The 15,893-nt window shown below is 59.6% G+C and carries 14 protein-coding genes; 6 read left to right on the top strand and 8 right to left on the bottom strand.

Annotation, left to right across the window (positions count from 1 at the left end; genetic code table 11):
• Positions 1-39: 39 nt before the first annotated feature.
• Positions 40-954 (bottom strand): LysR substrate-binding domain-containing protein, encoded by a 915-nt coding sequence (locus ASG35_RS28245; protein ID WP_235527750.1) that lies wholly within the window; start codon positions 952-954, stop codon positions 40-42.
• 138 nt (positions 955-1,092) lie between these two features.
• Here ASG35_RS28245 and ASG35_RS28240 point away from each other — a divergent pair, with 138 nt between their 5' ends.
• Both ASG35_RS28240 and ASG35_RS28235 read left to right on the top strand, forming a co-directional pair.
• The gene (locus ASG35_RS28240) at positions 1,093-1,878 is read left to right on the top strand and encodes a transporter substrate-binding domain-containing protein (protein WP_056365533.1); all 786 of its coding nucleotides are present in this window, start codon (positions 1,093-1,095) and stop codon (positions 1,876-1,878) included.
• Between the two features lie 65 nt (positions 1,879-1,943).
• Entirely contained in the window at positions 1,944-3,065 is a 1,122-nt protein-coding gene (locus tag ASG35_RS28235; protein WP_056365530.1) for a succinylglutamate desuccinylase/aspartoacylase family protein, read from the top strand.
• Positions 3,066-3,074: 9 nt separating this feature from the next.
• Here the strand turns inward: ASG35_RS28235 and ASG35_RS28230 are convergent, their stop codons facing one another.
• Positions 3,075-4,490: an MFS transporter gene (locus ASG35_RS28230; RefSeq protein WP_056365527.1), complete on the bottom strand. Its 1,416-nt coding sequence runs from the start codon at positions 4,488-4,490 to the stop codon at positions 3,075-3,077.
• A 170-nt stretch (positions 4,491-4,660) separates the two neighbouring features.
• Between ASG35_RS28230 and ASG35_RS28225 the strand changes: the two genes are divergently transcribed.
• Positions 4,661-4,912, top strand: coding sequence for a DUF1488 domain-containing protein (locus ASG35_RS28225; protein ID WP_056365523.1), 252 nt, complete (start codon positions 4,661-4,663; stop codon positions 4,910-4,912).
• Between the two features lie 61 nt (positions 4,913-4,973).
• A complete protein-coding gene (locus ASG35_RS28220) occupies positions 4,974-5,666 on the top strand; it encodes a Pr6Pr family membrane protein (RefSeq protein WP_056365520.1) in 693 nt (230 codons plus the stop codon).
• 14 nt (positions 5,667-5,680) lie between these two features.
• On the opposite strand, the gene ASG35_RS28215 is transcribed toward ASG35_RS28220, so the two are convergent.
• From ASG35_RS28215 to kynU, 4 genes are all read right to left on the bottom strand, one after another.
• Positions 5,681-6,676: an MBL fold metallo-hydrolase gene (locus ASG35_RS28215; protein WP_235527749.1), complete on the bottom strand. Its 996-nt coding sequence runs from the start codon at positions 6,674-6,676 to the stop codon at positions 5,681-5,683.
• Between the two features lie 141 nt (positions 6,677-6,817).
• The gene (locus ASG35_RS28210; RefSeq protein ID WP_156393405.1) at positions 6,818-7,660 is read right to left on the bottom strand and encodes a class I SAM-dependent methyltransferase; all 843 of its coding nucleotides are present in this window, start codon (positions 7,658-7,660) and stop codon (positions 6,818-6,820) included.
• 81 nt (positions 7,661-7,741) lie between these two features.
• Complete coding sequence (gene kynA / locus ASG35_RS28205; protein ID WP_235527769.1) at positions 7,742-8,590, bottom strand: tryptophan 2,3-dioxygenase; 849 nt, start codon at positions 8,588-8,590, stop codon at positions 7,742-7,744.
• 62 nt (positions 8,591-8,652) lie between these two features.
• On the bottom strand, positions 8,653-9,915 hold the full coding sequence (kynU, locus tag ASG35_RS28200) for a kynureninase (RefSeq protein WP_056365510.1): 1,263 nt from the start codon (positions 9,913-9,915) through the stop codon (positions 8,653-8,655).
• 281 nt (positions 9,916-10,196) lie between these two features.
• Between kynU and ASG35_RS28195 the strand changes: the two genes are divergently transcribed.
• Both ASG35_RS28195 and msrA read left to right on the top strand, forming a co-directional pair.
• A complete protein-coding gene (locus ASG35_RS28195) occupies positions 10,197-11,435 on the top strand; it encodes an ArgE/DapE family deacylase (RefSeq protein WP_056365508.1) in 1,239 nt (412 codons plus the stop codon).
• Between the two features lie 156 nt (positions 11,436-11,591).
• Positions 11,592-12,323: a peptide-methionine (S)-S-oxide reductase MsrA gene (msrA, locus tag ASG35_RS28190; RefSeq protein WP_056365505.1), complete on the top strand. Its 732-nt coding sequence runs from the start codon at positions 11,592-11,594 to the stop codon at positions 12,321-12,323.
• A 48-nt stretch (positions 12,324-12,371) separates the two neighbouring features.
• Here msrA and ASG35_RS28185 read toward each other — a convergent pair whose 3' ends face one another.
• Both ASG35_RS28185 and ASG35_RS28180 read right to left on the bottom strand, forming a co-directional pair.
• On the bottom strand, positions 12,372-13,646 hold the full coding sequence (locus tag ASG35_RS28185; RefSeq protein WP_056365502.1) for a cytochrome c: 1,275 nt from the start codon (positions 13,644-13,646) through the stop codon (positions 12,372-12,374).
• Between the two features lie 11 nt (positions 13,647-13,657).
• A complete protein-coding gene (locus ASG35_RS28180) occupies positions 13,658-15,892 on the bottom strand; it encodes a xanthine dehydrogenase family protein molybdopterin-binding subunit (RefSeq protein ID WP_056365499.1) in 2,235 nt (744 codons plus the stop codon).
• Position 15,893 lies beyond the last annotated feature (1 nt).

Below are 15,893 nucleotides of genomic sequence, written 5' to 3'. Positions count from 1 at the left end.
CTGGATCAACATGATAGCCGTTAAAACGCCGGGCATTCGTCAGGCCGTGGCGCCAGAGTCCGGCATCATGCGTGCAAACGATACCGCCATCGAAGCAAGCTCTTGCGCCACCGGCGTGAGTGGAACACCGGCTCGCCTCAAGAGGCAAACGCGCGTGCCCGGCACGCGTTCCCTGATCGGTACCACGGATACATGCTCGCGAAAGAACGGATGTTGCGCGAGACGCACCGGTTCGAGCGACAAATAATCGCTGTTGGCCACGCAATGCAGCGTGTCGAATACGGCTTCCGTCGTGGCTGCAATGCGCGGCGGTTCGAACCCTGCATTGTCGAACAAGATGGACAGGCGATTGGCCACATCGCCTGCATGACGCGGCCGCGTGCTCACCCAGTCGCAATGCCGCAACGCCCGCAAGGACTTCGATTTCACCAGCGGATGATCACGCCGCGCGATCACCGCGACCGTCGATTCGAACAGCGTGGTTGCATCGAGATCGTGGATATCGGCCTCTTCCGAGACCAGCGCGAGCGCGAAATCCAGACTGCCGTCGCGCACCCACGCCGTCAGCACGCGCGACGTCGCGCTCGTCAGATGCACATCTATACGCGGACATCGTTCGCGAAAGCTCGCGAGCAGCGCGGGGAAGAGGCGCATCATCGCTTCGGCCGCGACGCCGAGCGAGACCTGCCCAAAAAGTTCGCCGCGCAACTGGCGCATTTCTTCTTCGGTCCTTGCGCACTCGCCAAGAATGACGTCGGCGCGAATCCTGAGCCGCTCTCCAGTCGATGTCAGCCGTGCCCCGCGATGACCGCGCTCGAACAAAGGACCGCCTGCGGTGATTTCGAGTTTTCTCAGCTGCTGCGTCACGCCGCTTTGTGCAATGCCCAGGCGACGCGCGGCCGCACGCAAACTACCCGCTTGAGCGACCGCGACGAATACGCGAAGTTGGGTCAATGTCAGTTCCACACGTGCCACCCGGGTGATATGTAAAAGTGATCATGATAAGTAAATCGGCCCTGTTTGAGCGCATTTTGCACTCTTACTATTCGAAAAAGGCCGTACAAACTGACAACCACTTTTGAGTGAGCGCCGATGAAACCCTCCTTCCCCGCACGAGCCGCCGCGATTGCAATGGCCGCAGCGATGATCTTCGCCGCGCCGGTCATGGCGAAAGATGCGAACGTGTTGCGGCTCGGCATCGACCCGACTTATCCGCCGATGGACGTGAAGTTGCCCGACGGCAAGGTCGCGGGTTTCGATGTCGATCTCGCCGATGAAATCTGCCGCCGCATTGCCATGCATTGCGAGTGGGTCGAAATGGAGTTCTCCGGCATGATCCCGGCGCTGCAGGCACGCAAGATCGACGCGATCATTTCGTCGATGGCGATCACCGAAAAACGCATGCAGCAGATCGCGTTTTCGACCAAGCTGTTCCAGTTCAAGTCGCGTCTGATCGCAAAGTCCGGCGCGCCCATGGCGGTCAGCGCCGACGGTTTGCGCGGCAAGCGCATTGGTGTGCAGACCGGCACGCAGTTCGAAACTTACGCGCAGAAAAACTGGCAGCCGGGCGGCGCGGAGATCGTTGCGTACCAGAGTCAGGAAGGCGTGTTCAACGACCTGACATCGGGTCGACTCGACGCAGCGCTGCTCGGATCGGTTGAAGCCGAGCACGGTTTCCTTAAGACGCCGCGCGGGAAGGGTTTCGATTTCGTCGGCGGCCCGCTGGAGATGGGCGATCACGGTACGGGTATCGGCATGCGCAAGGACGACGCGGTGCTGAAGGCGAAGATCGACCAGGCGATCACGAGCATGCGTGCGGACGGCACGTATCAGAAGATCTCGCATAAGTATTTCGACTTCGACGTGTACGGAAACTGAGTGGCAACCAAGCGGCAACCAAGCCGCAACCAAGCCGTATTTTAAAGATTCAGCAGGAGTATTCGATGCACATTCAGCACACGCCGCTGGTTTCGACTTCCATCGGCACTCATCGCGAGTTCGTCAGCTTTCACTTCGGCACGCCCGGTGCAGGAGAGAAGGTCTATATGCAAGCGTCGCTGCATGCCGACGAAACGCCCGCCATGCTCACCGCGTGGCGCCTGAAGCATCGCTTGAAGGAACTGGAGAGCGCAGGGCGCATCAAGGGCGAGGTGATCCTCGTGCCGGTTGCCAATCCGATCGGACTTTCGCAGCACGTGCTGGGACAATTCCTCGGACGTTTCGAACTGAACAGCGGACACAATTTCAACCGCAGTTTTCCGTTGCCGTCTGCCGCCGCGCTGATGGAGCGTATCGGCACGAAATGGACGCAAGATGCCAAGAGCAACACGCGTTTGCTGCGTCGCGCCGTTTGCGAAATGCTTGCTGAAGTGAAGCCGAAGAACGAGTTCGAGTCGCTGCGCCGCGAGATGATGCTCATGGCCGCCGACGCGGATCTGATCATCGACCTGCACTGTTCGCTCGAAGCCACCATGCACTTGTACACGAGCCCGGCGAGCTGGCCGTCGGTCGAACCGCTCGCGCGTTATCTGGGCGCAAGCGGCGTGTTGCTGGCGGCGGATTCGGGCGGGCAGTCATTCGATGAAGTTCACACGCAGTTGTGGAACGAGGTGCGTGATCTTCTCGGCGATACCGCGCCGCTCGCCGCGCCCAACGTCGCACTGACGGTCGAGCATCGTGGACAGCGCGACGTGACGTACGAGTTCGCGGAGCAGGACGCGGAGGGGATCATCGATTACCTGACACATCGCGGCGTGATAGAAGGCGAAGCACGCGCGCTGCCGCCGCTCAATCATCCCGCAACGCCGCTTGCGGGCAGCGAACAGTTCATTGCGCCAGTTAGCGGCGTGCTGGTGCATCGTGCGGCGGTCGGCGCGTATCTGAAGGCGGGCGATCCGGTCTTCGATATCGTCGATCCGATCACCGACGAAGTCACCACGCTCTGCACGAAAAACGACGGCATCTTCTACATGCGCCGCGCAATCCGCTTCGTAATTGCCGGCGCGCCGCTCGGCCGCGTGACGGGAGCGATTCCGTTCAGGACAGGCGTGCTGATCGGCGCGTGATGCGCCGAGTCATTTCATCTCTGCCGCAGCGCCGCGTCCGCGTGCGGCCGAAATGCCTTCGCCTGCTTCGGGCGGCATGCGTGCGAACATCGGATAAGACGCAAGCACGACCATGGCCGTGACGATAAACGCCGCCGCCAGTTGCCAGCGTTGCGCATGCGCGCCCGGCGACACGATCAGCGTGACCTGGATGGTCCCGGCGGCAACCGTCACGCCGACCGCTTTCATCAATTGCTGCGCGGTTCCCTGAAACGACGTCGCCGATGCAAGCTTGCTTTTGGGGACATCGGCGAAAGCCAGCGCGCCCATGGTCGCGAAGCCGAGCGAGCGTGAAAGGCCGCCAAACAGCAGCAACACGAATATGGCGGCAGCGGGCCAGCTTTGCGACATGAACGAGCACGCAATCAACATGGCGGCAAACGAAACGCTGCCCGCGCACAAGACCGTGCGTACAGAGAAATGCCGCAACGCGGTGGATGTCATCGGCCGCATGCAAAACGATCCCAGCGCGCTTGCGAACGTGACGAGTCCGCTGGCGGACGCGCTATAACCGAATCCGGTTTGCAAGGTCAGCGGCACCAGAAACGGCAACGCGCCGGCGCCTGCGCGAAAGAGACTTCCCGCCACGGTGGCTGCATGAAACGTCGGAATGGCGAGCAGCGAAAAATCAACGGCGGGATCGGGTACACGACGGCAATGCTTCACGGCCAGCCAGAAAATCAGTACGCCCGCAGCAATGCAAGCGGGCGCCGCGAATGGCGGCAGCACGTTGCGTCCGGCGCATTCAATTCCGATCATAAAAAGCGTCAGCGAGCCGCCGATCATCGTCATGCCGCGCAAGTCGGGCGGCACGGGACGTTCAGCAGGCGAGGCTGGCAGTAGCTTCCATGTCAGCAAGATCCCCACGATTCCCACCGGCACGTTGACCCAGAAGATGCTGCGCCACGACAAAGCATCGGTGAGAAATCCGCCTAGCGGCGGTCCCATCAATGGTCCGATGAGCGCGGGCATGGTGAGCCACGTGGTGGCCTGCAAAAGCTCTTCGCGTTTTACGCCGCGAAACAAAATCAGCCGACCAACGGGAACCATCATTGCACCGCCGAGCCCTTGCACGATGCGCGCGCCGATCAGTTCCGGCAAGTTCACCGCCGCCGCGCATGCAACCGAAGACACGGTGAACAACGCGATCGCCCACATGAACACGCGTTTTGCGCCGAAGCGATCGGCGACCCATCCGCTCGCCGGAATAAAGACGGTCAGCGCGACGAGATAGGCCGTGATTGCGCTGCTCAAATGGACCGGATCGACGCCCAGGTCGCGTGCCATGGAAGGCAGCGCCGTAGCGACGATGGTGCCATCCATGTTCTGCATAAAGAGGGCGCTTGCAACGATTGCAGCGGTAAGGCGGAAGTTGACTGGTTTCAAGGGCGGCGCGTCTTGGGTTCAATCGAATGCGTGGGACCAAAGTCTACGCGAAGCGCGGCGTTGGCCGCTGCATTACAAATGGCGTACGACTTAGAAGAAAAAACACGCTAAGGGTAATTACTATCACCGTGGGCATCGCGCCGTTTGCCGGAATAGGACTACGATGGCGCATGAAACTCAATTTCCCCAATCCCAGCCGTTCCTACGATACCTCCCGGCACTGCGTGTGCTTTTGGGGGTACGACGGTTCGCGCGAGATCTCTTTCCAGATCGACGATGCCGCGCTTTCCAGCTTCAATCCACAAATGGGATCGGACGAATCCGCCGTGCTTGCGGCATTCGATCTGTATCGTGAACGTATTCTGTTGAAAGCCGAAAGCCTTTACGTTCGGGGCTCGCAAAACATCTTCAAGATATCCTGATCGATTTTTTAGCTTTGGTTCTTCGCCTGCAGCGTATTCTTGCCGCGTATAAAATCGTGGCATGTCAAAGCCCGTTTCCTCCAAAAGCCAGCAAGCGGTCGAGCACGAGTTGCCCCTGCATACGCCGAGCACCGCGTCCCTGCTGCTGGCAGCCTCCATTGCGACCATTGCGTGGCTCGCGCTCGCGGCGCAAACCGATATCACCGTTCACCGAATGCTCGCGCGTGGCCTGGGCGTATTCGATGGCATCGAACGGTTGAGCAGTTATCTGACCAACCTGACGATCTTTGCAGTTGCCATCTGTTTTTCATGCGTGGCGGCGCGCGCGGGTTCGCCTGTCGGGCGTTTTTTTCGCAAGCCTCCGGTGGTTACCGCCGTCGTGGTTTATATCGTTTTCGTGGGCCTTGCATACAACCTGTTGCTGCGATATCTATGGACGCCGTCGGGATATCGAGCGGTGCTCAACGAATGCCTGCATACCGTAGTGCCGGTTTTATCGGCGCTTTATTGGGTGCTGTTCGTGCCGCGTTTTCACCTGACCGTGCACAAGACGCTGCTCTGGCTGATCTATCCGCTAGGTTATTTGTGCATCACGCTGTGGCGCGGCAGCACGTCGGATTTTTACCCGTATCCTTTTATAGATGTCGGCGAGCTGGGTTATCCGCATGTGCTGCTCAACGCGAGTTTGCTGGTGGTGGCATTCCTGATCTTGATGGCGGTGTTTATTGGGCTGAATCATCGGCGTCCGCATTGAAGCGCTGCATCGCGCTACTGTTCCGACGGTTTAGCGGCGCCAAGCTTGATCATCTGTCCATGACGCAACACCACGAACGCATCGTCTGGCAAACCAGCTTCCTTCACGGCTTGCTTTAGCAAACGCGGTGGTTCGTCGAGCGGGTCATCGGCCAGTTCGAACGTGCCCCAGTGAATGCCTATCGATTTCTTCGAATGAACGTCTTCGTGAATCTGCACGGCCTCGAACGGATTCACGTGTTGAGGGCGCATGAACCATTCGGGCGCGTAAGCGCCAATTGGGATCAGCGATAGATCGAAGCTGCCGAAGCGGTTGCCTATGTCCTTGAAGTCCGGCGAATAACCCGTGTCGCCGGCAAAATAAAACGAGAACGGACGCGCGTTGCCTTGCGGCGTTTTCACGACCCAGCCGCCCCAAAGCGTTTTTTGCCGATCGCCGATTCCGCGCGCCGACCAGTGCCGGCTAGGGACGAAATACACATCGAGTCCGGACGCGCGCGTCTCGTTCCACCAGTCGAGTTCCTGCACGTTGTCGATGCCTTTGTCGTGCATCCATGATTTGATGCCTAAAGGAACCAGGAAAAGCGGCGGCCCGCCGGGTTGCTTGTTCAACTGCTCGACGCTCGCGGTATCGAGATGATCGTAGTGATTGTGCGAGATCAGCACGATATCGATATGCGGCAGATCGGCAAGCGCCAGACCGGGCGGCACCTTGCGTTCCGGACCGATGAACTGGAACGGCGACGCGCGCCTGGAGAACATGGGATCGGTAATGATGTTGACGCCGTTCATCTGCAATAGCGCGGTTGCATGGCCCACCCACGTCAGCGTTGTTTCAGTGCGATTGGCCTTGATCCATGCAACATCCGGATGATCGACGGGGAAGTGATAGCCGTTCGCCGGCGGCTTCGGCAAGCCGTTGACCAGGCGTTCCCATTGCCATTTCAAAAGCGATGCACGGGGCAGCGGCGAATAATTGTTCTCGTAACCGTCAGCCGTATGATGAGTCATGCTTGAGCCTTGAGGTTCGGCGGATTGAGTCTTCGTCGTACATCCCGCCACTGACAGAACCGCTACGAGCGTGAGCAGTGCCCGTTTCGAACGGACAGACATGGGCCATTGGAATGCAGTTGGCATGAGGCGGGCCGCCGCTTAAGGTTTGACGAATCGCAGCGTCATGCGATCCGATTCGCCGATAGCCGCAAAGCGCGCGCGATCCACATCGCCGCCGCGGTAGGTCGGTGGCAACGACCAGACGCCGTTCGGATAATCCTTGGTGTCGCGCGGGTTGTCATTGATCGCGCTGCTTGCAACGAGCTTGAAACCGGCAGCTTGCGCATGCTGGATGACGTAGGCTTCGGTGAGATAACCGGTATCTATCATCTGTTGCAGCGGCGTTCCCGGCTTCGCGCGATGTTCTTCAACACCGAGTACGCCACCGGGTTTCAGCACGGAATAGAACGCGCGCAAGTTGGCATCGATCTGGCCATCTTCAATCCAGTTGTGGATATTGCGGAAGGTCAGGACGCGATCGACCTGCAAGCCCGCAGGCAAGCCAACGAACTGTCCCGACTGCAGCGTGCCGAACGGAACCTTGCCGTATATGGATGGATTTGATGCGATTTTTTGCTGGAACGCCGCGTTGCTTCGGGCTTCGGCTGCCGGTAGCGATCCTGCAACGCCTACGTATTCAGCCTCGTACAAGGTGCCGCGATCTTTTAGATAAGGCCCGAGAATATCCGTGTACCAGCCGCCGCCCGGCGCAATTTCCAGCACGCTTTGCGTAGGCGCAATGCCAAAGAATGCCAGGGTTTCCTTAGGGTGCCGGTAGACATCGCGAGCCTGTGCTTTCTGACCGCGATAAGGCGCGGCAATGGCGGCATCGAGCGAAGTCGATTCCTGCGCGGCGGGCATCGCGCAAGACGCTAGCAGCAACGCTGCGGGCAGCGCGAGCAACAGGCGCCGGACGGTGGAGGGCGGTGGGAGTGTTTTCATGCGGGTCATTATCGGGGAAAGTGGCGCAACGCGCTGCGCGTGCCGGAACCGTGAATCACCGCATGATATTTCATTGAGCTGCTACAGCAAGGTCCTCACGTGCCAAAGTTCTGGAAACAGCACCACATCGAGCATCTTCCGCAAATACGGCGCACCGTTCGTGCCGCCGGTGCCTTGCTTGAAACCGATAATTCGCTCGACCGTAGTCACATGCCGAAAGCGCCATTGCCGGAATGAATCTTCGAGATCGACGAGTTCTTCCGCCATCTCGTACAGTTCCCAATGCTCGCCCGGATTACGATAAATCTCGAGCCATGCGGCTTCCACGGTTGCATCGTGCGTGGTCGGCTGGGTCCAGTCGCGTTCAAGCCTTTCCGCTGCAATCGGAAAACCACGGCGCGCCAGCAAGCGGATGACTTCATCGTAGAAAGAAGGAGCGTCGAGCGTCGCTTTTACCTCAGCGAAAATCTCGGGCTTGTGAGCGTGAGCCTTGAGCATGTGCGCATTCTTGTTGCCCAGCATGAACTCGATCTGCCGGTACTGATGCGACTGGAATCCCGACGATGCACCCAGATAAGGCCGCATGGCGGTGTATTCCGATGGCGTCATGGTTGCAAGAACGCTCCACGCCTGCACAAGCTGGTCGAGGATTCGCGACACGCGCGCGAGCATCTTGAAGGCGGGCGGCAGTTCATCGCGGCGCACGGCGGCAAGCGCGGCATGCAATTCATAGAGCGCGAGTTTCATCCACAACTCGCTGGTCTGATGCTGCACGATGAACAACATCTCGTTGTGATCCGGCGACAACGGATGCTGCGCCGAGAGCAAGGTGCCGAGCGACAGGTAATCGCCGTAGCTCATTGAATCCGTGAAGTCGAGCTGGGCGTTGTGCCAGCCTTCCGGCTTTTCGGCAGACGCGCCGTAACCCATCGGGCAAGCGCCGGGACTTTCGTTTTCGTCTTGTCGTGTCATCGCGCGTTCTCCTTGCTCGATCAGGTTACCGCGCCACGTTCGGCGTATTCGGCTTTGCGCCACGACTCGGTTTCGAGCACGTCGCGCAAGGCCTCGACGGCGTCCCATACGTCGACGTATCGTGTGTAAAGCGGCGTGAACCCAAAACGCAAGATACGCGGCTCGCGATAATCGCCAATCACGTTTCGCGCAATCAACGCCTGCATGACTTCATAACCGTGCGGATGCTCGAAGCTCGCCTGTGATCCGCGTTCCGCATGCGTTCGCGGCGTCACGAGTTTCAACGGGAATTCTGCGCATCGCGTCTCGACCAGTTCGATAAAAAGATCGCTGAGCGCGAGCGACTTGCGCCGCAACGCGGCCATGTCGGTTTGCGCGAAGACGTCGAGGCCGCATTCGATCAGGCCCATCGAAATGATGGGTTGCGTGCCGCACAAAAAGCGGCCGATGCCGTTATCCGGACGATATTCGGGAACCATGTCGAACGGTTTCTTGTGGCCCCACCAGCCGGACAGCGGTTGTGAGAACGCGTCCTGAAGACGCTTGGGAACCCAGATAAAGGCGGGCGATCCGGGTCCGCCATTGAGATATTTATACGTGCAGCCGACCGCATAATCCGCGTTCGCGCCATTCAGGTCGACCGGAACCGCGCCGGCCGAATGCGCGAGATCCCAGACAGCGAGTGCGCCTTTGTCGTGAATGTGCTGCGTGAGCGCAGCCATGTCGTGCATCGCGCCCGTACGGTAGTTCACGTGCGTGATCATGGCGAGCGCCGTGTTTTCATCGATCGCGCCGGGAAGTTCCGACGCATGATCGACCAGGCGCAATTCATATCCGCGATCCAGTTGTTCTATCAAACCCTGCGCTATATAAAGGTCCGTCGGGAAATTCGAGCGTTCCGAAACAATCACGCGACGCCTGGGATCGCGTTCGTTTGCAACGCGCAATGCCGCGGACAGAATCTTGAAGAGATTGCTGGAAATGGTGTCCGTGACAACCACTTCGTCTTGCCCGGCGCCTATCAACGGCGCGAGCTTATTGCCTAGACGTTTGGGCAAAGCGAACCATCCGGCGGTATTCCAGGAGCGGATGAGGCCATCGCCCCATTCACTCGTAATGATTTCCGCCGCACGCGAGGCCGCGGCTTTAGGCGGCACGCCGAGCGAATTGCCGTCGAGGTAAATCACGTCGTCGTGCAGCGCGAATTGTTCGCGCAAACGGCTCAACGGGTCGTCGCGGTCGAGGATTGCCGCATCGTCGCGGTTGTTCTTTGAAGTGCTCATTGAAGTGCTCGTTGAATCCTGGTGAAGGTGCGTAAAGCTTAGCTGAGAACGTTCGTCAAATGATTGCAAAAGTAATGCGGCCTTGGGCATCCTTAGCAACAATATTCGATCAAACCATTGCAGATTGAAGAGAAATTTAACGCGATTCGTTATGCACGGAATTTGGCGGCGCTTAGCTAGCCGTGTCTCGCGTCCGCTAAGCTGGCGGTTATTTGGCGCGAGTTCGCCTAGTCCAGGCGTTCGCCATTACCATGCTTTGTATCGACATTAGGCCCAAGCCCATGACCCATACCGCACTTGCCGCAAACCTGATGGCTCGCGTCGACAGCCAGTTCGACCAGGAAGTCGCGTTCCTTTCCGCGCTTGTACAAAAGCCGTCGGACAATCCGCCGGGCGACTGTGCAGACCATGCCGAGATGGCCGCTAAATGGCTTGAACAAACGGGCTTCGAAGTCGAGCGCCACGCGGTTCCCGCGAACGACGTGCGACGCGCCGGTATGATCAGCGCGACGAACCTGGTGATTCGGCATCGCTTCGGGGCGGGGCCGGTCATTGCGCTGAACGCGCACGGCGATGTGGTCCCGCCCGGCGACGGCTGGACCGCCGATCCATACGGCGCAGAAATCCGCGATGGCTTCATGTATGGGCGCGGGGCGGCGGTATCGAAGTCGGATTTCGCGACCTATGCTTTTGCGTTGAAAGCCTTGATCGACAGCGGCGCGGAACTGGACGGAACCGTAGAGCTGCATCTCACCTACGACGAGGAAACCGGCGGGTTGATCGGGCCGGGCTGGTTGCTGAAAGAGGGCATCGTCAAGCCGGATTACGCAATTTGCGCTGGCTTTTCTTACGCGATCACGACCGCTCACAACGGTGCAATCCACCTCGAAGTAACGGTGCGCGGGAAGTCGGCGCATGCCGCGCGTCCCGATACCGGACACGACGCGCTGGAAGCGGCGACGGCGGTGCTCAACGCGTTGTATGCGCATCGCGCGGCATTACGTGATATTCGGTCGAATACGCTGGGAATCGACCATCCAACGCTGGTGGTCGGCTTGATCAAGGGCGGTATCAATACGAATGTGGTGCCCGATAAAGTCACTTTGCGGCTCGATAGGCGGGTCGTGCCCGAAGAAAATCCCGAGGACGTGTTGCGTGCGCTCAAGGCGCTGATCGCGGGCGCGGTCAAGGATTTGCAGGGAATCGATGTCGATATCGAGGAAATTCTCGTCACTTCTCCGCTGCGTTTTCTCGAAGGCGCCGAGCGCTTGTCGCAGGCCTTGCAACGCGCGGCCATTATCACCTTGCAGCACGACATTCCAACGGAAGGCGTTCCGCTTTACACCGACGCGCGCTTGTATTGCGAGGCCGGCGTTCCAACCGTCATTTATGGAGCGGGGCCGCGGACTTTGCTCGAGGCGAATGGACATCGCGCGGATGAACGGGTGGCGCTCGAAGACCTCAAGATCGCGACCAAAACCGTCGCAATTGCGCTAGCCGATTTGCTAAGTCCGGCGTGAATTCCGCCTTAAGCTAGCCGAGCCTTCTATGACCTCTTGATTACATCTTTGTCATCAAGCATTTATTGTCTTCCGGGCGCGCTAACATAAGTCGAAAGGGGCTTTGTGCGCGGCTGGCGTCGTGCATAAAACCTCCCGAAACCCGGAGGCTTATCCATGAATTTCCCGAACCAAAAATCCTTGCGCTCGCGCGGCGCCGGCTTGCTTAGCGCAATCAGCCTGGGCGCGACCGTCCTGTTCTTGTCGATGCACGTTGCGCATTCCTCAGAAGCCGTGGTCGTTCTGGCGCCGCCCGCAGTCGATGAACCTGTCGGCGCCGCGCATCAGGAAACAGCGGTGCTCGCAGGCGGCTGTTTCTGGGGCGTGCAGGGCGTGTTTCAACACGTCAATGGTGTGACGAAAGTGGTCTCTGGATACGCCGGTGGTCAGCCCGATACCGCGCAATACGAAACGGTGAGCGGCGGTCAAACCGGCCATGCCGAGTCGGTGCAAATCACGTACGACCCGACGAAAGTGACTTACGGCCAGCTACTGCAGATCTACTTCTCGGTCGCCCACGATCCAACCGAACTCAACCGGCAAGGTCCTGATAGCGGCACGCAATATCGTTCGGCGATTTTCCCGGCCAACGATACGCAGAAGCACGTAGCGCAAAGCTATATTGCGCAACTGAACAAGGCGCACGTATTTCCGGCGCCGATCGTGACCAAGACGGACGCGCTCAAAGGCTTTTATCCAGCTGAGTCATATCACCAGAATTACCTGACATTGCATCCGGATGCGCCTTACATCGCAATCAACGATTTGCCCAAGGTGGAAAACCTCAAGCGTTTGTACCCAACGTTTTACCGGGATCAGCCGGTGTTGTTGAAGGTCGCATCGGAATAAGGAACTGGAGTAAAAAAACGGCGGCGGACCTCAATCCGCCGCCGTTTTTTATTGCGCTGCTTGTGTCGACTTCCTCAGCTTTGCAACATCACCCGCTGCAACGGCCGGCGCGCCGTTGTTCCAGCCTGCACGAATGAACGTCAGCACATCGGCGATTTGCTGGTCGTTCAGCACGGGCGCGTATTTCGGCATCGGATACGCAGCCGGAATGCCCTGGATCACGAGATCCTGCGTGCCGTTCAGCGTCACGTTGATGAGCGACGATGCATCTTTCTCGAGCAAGTTGGGATTACCCGCGAGCGGCGCAAGCAGCGGGGCGAACGCCTTGCCGTCCACACCGTGGCAGTGCATGCAGTAAGCGGTGTAGACCTTCGCGCCTGCATCGTTGGCGGGATGCGCGAGCAATGCCGTGGTCGCCTTCGGATCGTACGCATAGGCCGGCGCGTTCGTGCCACCCGCCGGCTGCAACGACTTCAGGTACGTGGACATGGCAGCCAGATCCTGATCATTCATGCCCTGCGTACTGTGATTGATGACGTCGGTCATGGACCCGAACGCCGTTGCATGCGCGTTCGCTCCAGTCTTCAGGAATTGCGTCAGGTCAGCGTCCGACCATCGCCCTAATCCTACGTTCTGCTCGCCTGTCAGGTTCGACGCAAACCAGCCATCGAGCACGCCGCCCGTGAGCCATGCGCCGCCGCTTTCGTCGAGCGCCTTCTCCTGGAACGCGATACCGCGCGGCGTATGGCACGAGCCGCAATGGCCGAGACCCTGGATCAGGTACGCACCGCGATTCCATGCAACGTCCTTGCCGTCCTTGTCGCGATAAACGCCTTTGTCCAGGAACACCATGTTCCAGAATTTGAGCGGCCAGCGCATGTTGAGCGGGAACGGAATATCGGCTGCGCGATTCGCCTGATTGACCGGCGCCACGCCTTTCATGAAGTACGCGTAGAGGGCTTTCACGTCGTCATCGCGAACCTTGGTGTAGGACGGATAAGGCATGGCGGGATAGAGATTGTGTCCATCCTTCGATACCCCCTGACGCACCGCCTTTTCGAAATCCTCCTCGGTCCATTTGCCGATACCCGTCTCAGGGTCCGGCGTGATATTGGTCGTGTAGATCTTCCCCATGGGCGTGTTCATCGGCAGGCCGCCGGCGAACGGTTTGCCCTTGGGCGCGGAATGGCAGGCCACGCAATCGCCGGCTTTCGCGAGATATGCGCCACGGGCGACGAGCGGATCGTCGGCAGGCGCGGCTGCTTGTGAAAGCATCGGCAGGCTGAACGTGAGCGCGATTGCGGAAACGAGTTGTTTGATCATTGTGTGTTCCCTCACGCGCTCAGCAGTTGACGGCCCACGGGCAACTGCCGCAGGCGCTTGCCGGTGGCGGCGTAGATGGCGTTGGTCAGAGCGGGCGCAAGTGCCGCCGTACCCGGTTCGCCGATCCCGCCGGGCGCTTCGCTGCTCTTGACTATATGCACCTCGATTGGCGGTGTCTGATCGATCCGCAGCATGCGGTAGTCCGTGAAATTCGCCTGTTCCACGCGGCCGTCCTTGATCGTGATCTCGCTATAAAGTGCGGCCGTGATGCCGAAGATAATGCCGCCCTGAATCTGCGCCTCCACGGTATTCGGATTCACGACCATGCCGCAATCGACCGCGCACACCACGCGGTTGACCGCGACTTCGCCGTCGCCGTTCACGGTCACGTCGACCACCATTCCGAAGAAGCTGCCAAACGCGTGCATGACCGATACACCGCGCCCCTGACCCTTGGGCGGCGTATTACCCCAGCCGGCTTTCTGCGCGGCCACGTCGAGCACGTTCTGCGCGCGCGGCGTTTTTCCGAGCAGGTCATGGCGATACTTCACCGGATCGATCTTGGCCTGCGCCGCGAGTTCATCCATGAAGCTTTCGACCACGAAGGTGCCGCGCGTCGGACCTACGCCGCGCCAGAACGCGGTGGGAATGTCCATCGGTTCCTGGCGCACGTAGTCGATAAACTGATTCGGCAAGTCGTAGGGCAAATCGGCAGCGACTTCCACCGCGTCGGGATCGAGTCCGTTCTTGAAAGCAGGCGGCGCGAAGCGCGCCATCACCGACGAGCCCACGATCCTGTGTTGCCACGCGATCGGCTTTCCGTTTGCATCGAGGCCGGCCGAAATCACGTCGTAGTAATACGGGCGATACATGTCGTGCTGGACGTCCTCCTCGCGCGTGTACGTAACCTTCACGGGCGTGCCGACCTGCTTGCCTATCTTCAGCGCCTGCTCGATGAAATCCGTCTCAAGCCGCCGCCCGAAACCACCGCCGAGCAAATGGTTGTGGACAGTGATCTTGTTGGCGGGGAGGCCGGTGATCTTCATGGCGGTATCGACGGCGCGTGTCGGAACCTGCGTGCCGACCCAGATGTCACAGCCATCGCCGCGTACCGACACCGTGCAGTTCACCGGCTCCATGGTCGCGTGTGCCAGGAACGGTTGCTGGTACACGGCATCGACGCGTGTCTTGGCGTCGTTGAAGGCCTTTTTCGTGTCGCCGTCCTTGCGGGCGACAGCGCCGTCTTTCTTCGATGCATCCGCGAGTTGCTGCACGACTTTCGCCGTGGAAAAGTCCGCGCCGCGGCCTTCGTTCCATGTTAGTTCAAGCGCTGCCGCGCCGCGTTTGGCGGCCCACGTATGGTCGCCGACGACGGCCACGCCGTTATCGAAACGAATCACCTGACGCACGCCCGGAATCTTTTTCGCGTTGGTGTCGTCGACCGAAACCAGCTTGCCGCCGAACACCGGACTGTTCACGATTGCCGCGTACACCATGCCGGGCACGCGCACGTCCAGACCGAACACGGCAGTGCCGTCGACTTTCTCCGGCGAATCCAGGCGTTTGTGCGCCGTGCCGATCAGTTTGAAATCCTTAGGATCCTTGAGCGTTACGTTTTGCGGTGCGGGAAGTTTCGATGCGGCATCCACGAGTTGTCCGTAGCCAATACGCCGGCTCGTTGCCATATGCACCACTTCACCGCGTTCGGCGTGACACGTTGCGGGCTCGACCTGCCATTGCTGTGCCGCAGCAGAAATCAGCAGCGTGCGCGCAGTCGCGCCTGCCTTGCGCATGGGCTCCCACGCATAGCGAATGGACGTCGAGCCGCCCGTGAGCTGACCACCGAGCAATGGATCTGTGAAGAGCTTTTCGTTCGGCGGCGCGTGATCGATCACAACGCTATCAAGCGGCACTTCGAGTTCTTCCGCGATCAACATCGGTATCGACGTGTAGATTCCCTGGCCCATTTCGACTTTGGGAATCACCAGCGTCACCTTGCCGGTCGCATCGATCTGGATGAATGCATTCGGTTCGAATACGCCGCTTTGCGGCGCTTCGCTGGCGTCGCCGCCGATCACTGATTTGCCCTTGGGCGCCTCGCCCTGGCTCGCAGCCGGGAGGCTGAAGCCGAGCATCAGGCCGCCGCCCACGGCTGCGCCAACCGATACCCCCAGCTTCAAAAATGAACGCCGGTTCACGCCGGCAGGTGCGCGGCGATTTTGTGCTTCCAGCAGTCCTCGCGACATG

The sequence above is a fragment of the Burkholderia sp. Leaf177 genome, assembly GCF_001424345.1.
In the GTDB taxonomy this organism is placed as follows: Bacteria; Pseudomonadota; Gammaproteobacteria; order Burkholderiales; family Burkholderiaceae; genus Caballeronia.
Note: the sequence above shows the minus strand (reverse complement) of the source record. Positions and strands in the feature narration are given on the sequence as shown.

Bases quoted from the DNA above. Each gene is read 5' to 3' on its own strand.
- ASG35_RS28240 (WP_056365533.1), top strand. From the start codon at position 1,093: ATGAAACCCTCCTTCCCCGCACGAGCCGCCGCGATTGCAATGGCCGCA.
- ASG35_RS28235 (WP_056365530.1), top strand. From the start codon at position 1,944: ATGCACATTCAGCACACGCCGCTGGTTTCGACTTCCATCGGCACTCAT.
- ASG35_RS28225 (WP_056365523.1), top strand. From the start codon at position 4,661: ATGAAACTCAATTTCCCCAATCCCAGCCGTTCCTACGATACCTCCCGG.
- ASG35_RS28220 (WP_056365520.1), top strand. From the start codon at position 4,974: ATGTCAAAGCCCGTTTCCTCCAAAAGCCAGCAAGCGGTCGAGCACGAG.
- ASG35_RS28215 (WP_235527749.1), bottom strand. From the start codon at position 6,676: ATGACTCATCATACGGCTGACGGTTACGAGAACAATTATTCGCCGCTG.
- ASG35_RS28210 (WP_156393405.1), bottom strand. From the start codon at position 7,660: ATGAAAACACTCCCACCGCCCTCCACCGTCCGGCGCCTGTTGCTCGCG.
- kynA (WP_235527769.1), bottom strand. From the start codon at position 8,590: ATGGGTTACGGCGCGTCTGCCGAAAAGCCGGAAGGCTGGCACAACGCC.
- kynU (WP_056365510.1), bottom strand. From the start codon at position 9,915: ATGAGCACTTCAAAGAACAACCGCGACGATGCGGCAATCCTCGACCGC.
- ASG35_RS28195 (WP_056365508.1), top strand. From the start codon at position 10,197: ATGACCCATACCGCACTTGCCGCAAACCTGATGGCTCGCGTCGACAGC.
- msrA (WP_056365505.1), top strand. From the start codon at position 11,592: ATGAATTTCCCGAACCAAAAATCCTTGCGCTCGCGCGGCGCCGGCTTG.
- ASG35_RS28185 (WP_056365502.1), bottom strand. From the start codon at position 13,646: ATGATCAAACAACTCGTTTCCGCAATCGCGCTCACGTTCAGCCTGCCG.
- ASG35_RS28180 (WP_056365499.1), bottom strand. From the start codon at position 15,892: ATGTCGCGAGGACTGCTGGAAGCACAAAATCGCCGCGCACCTGCCGGC.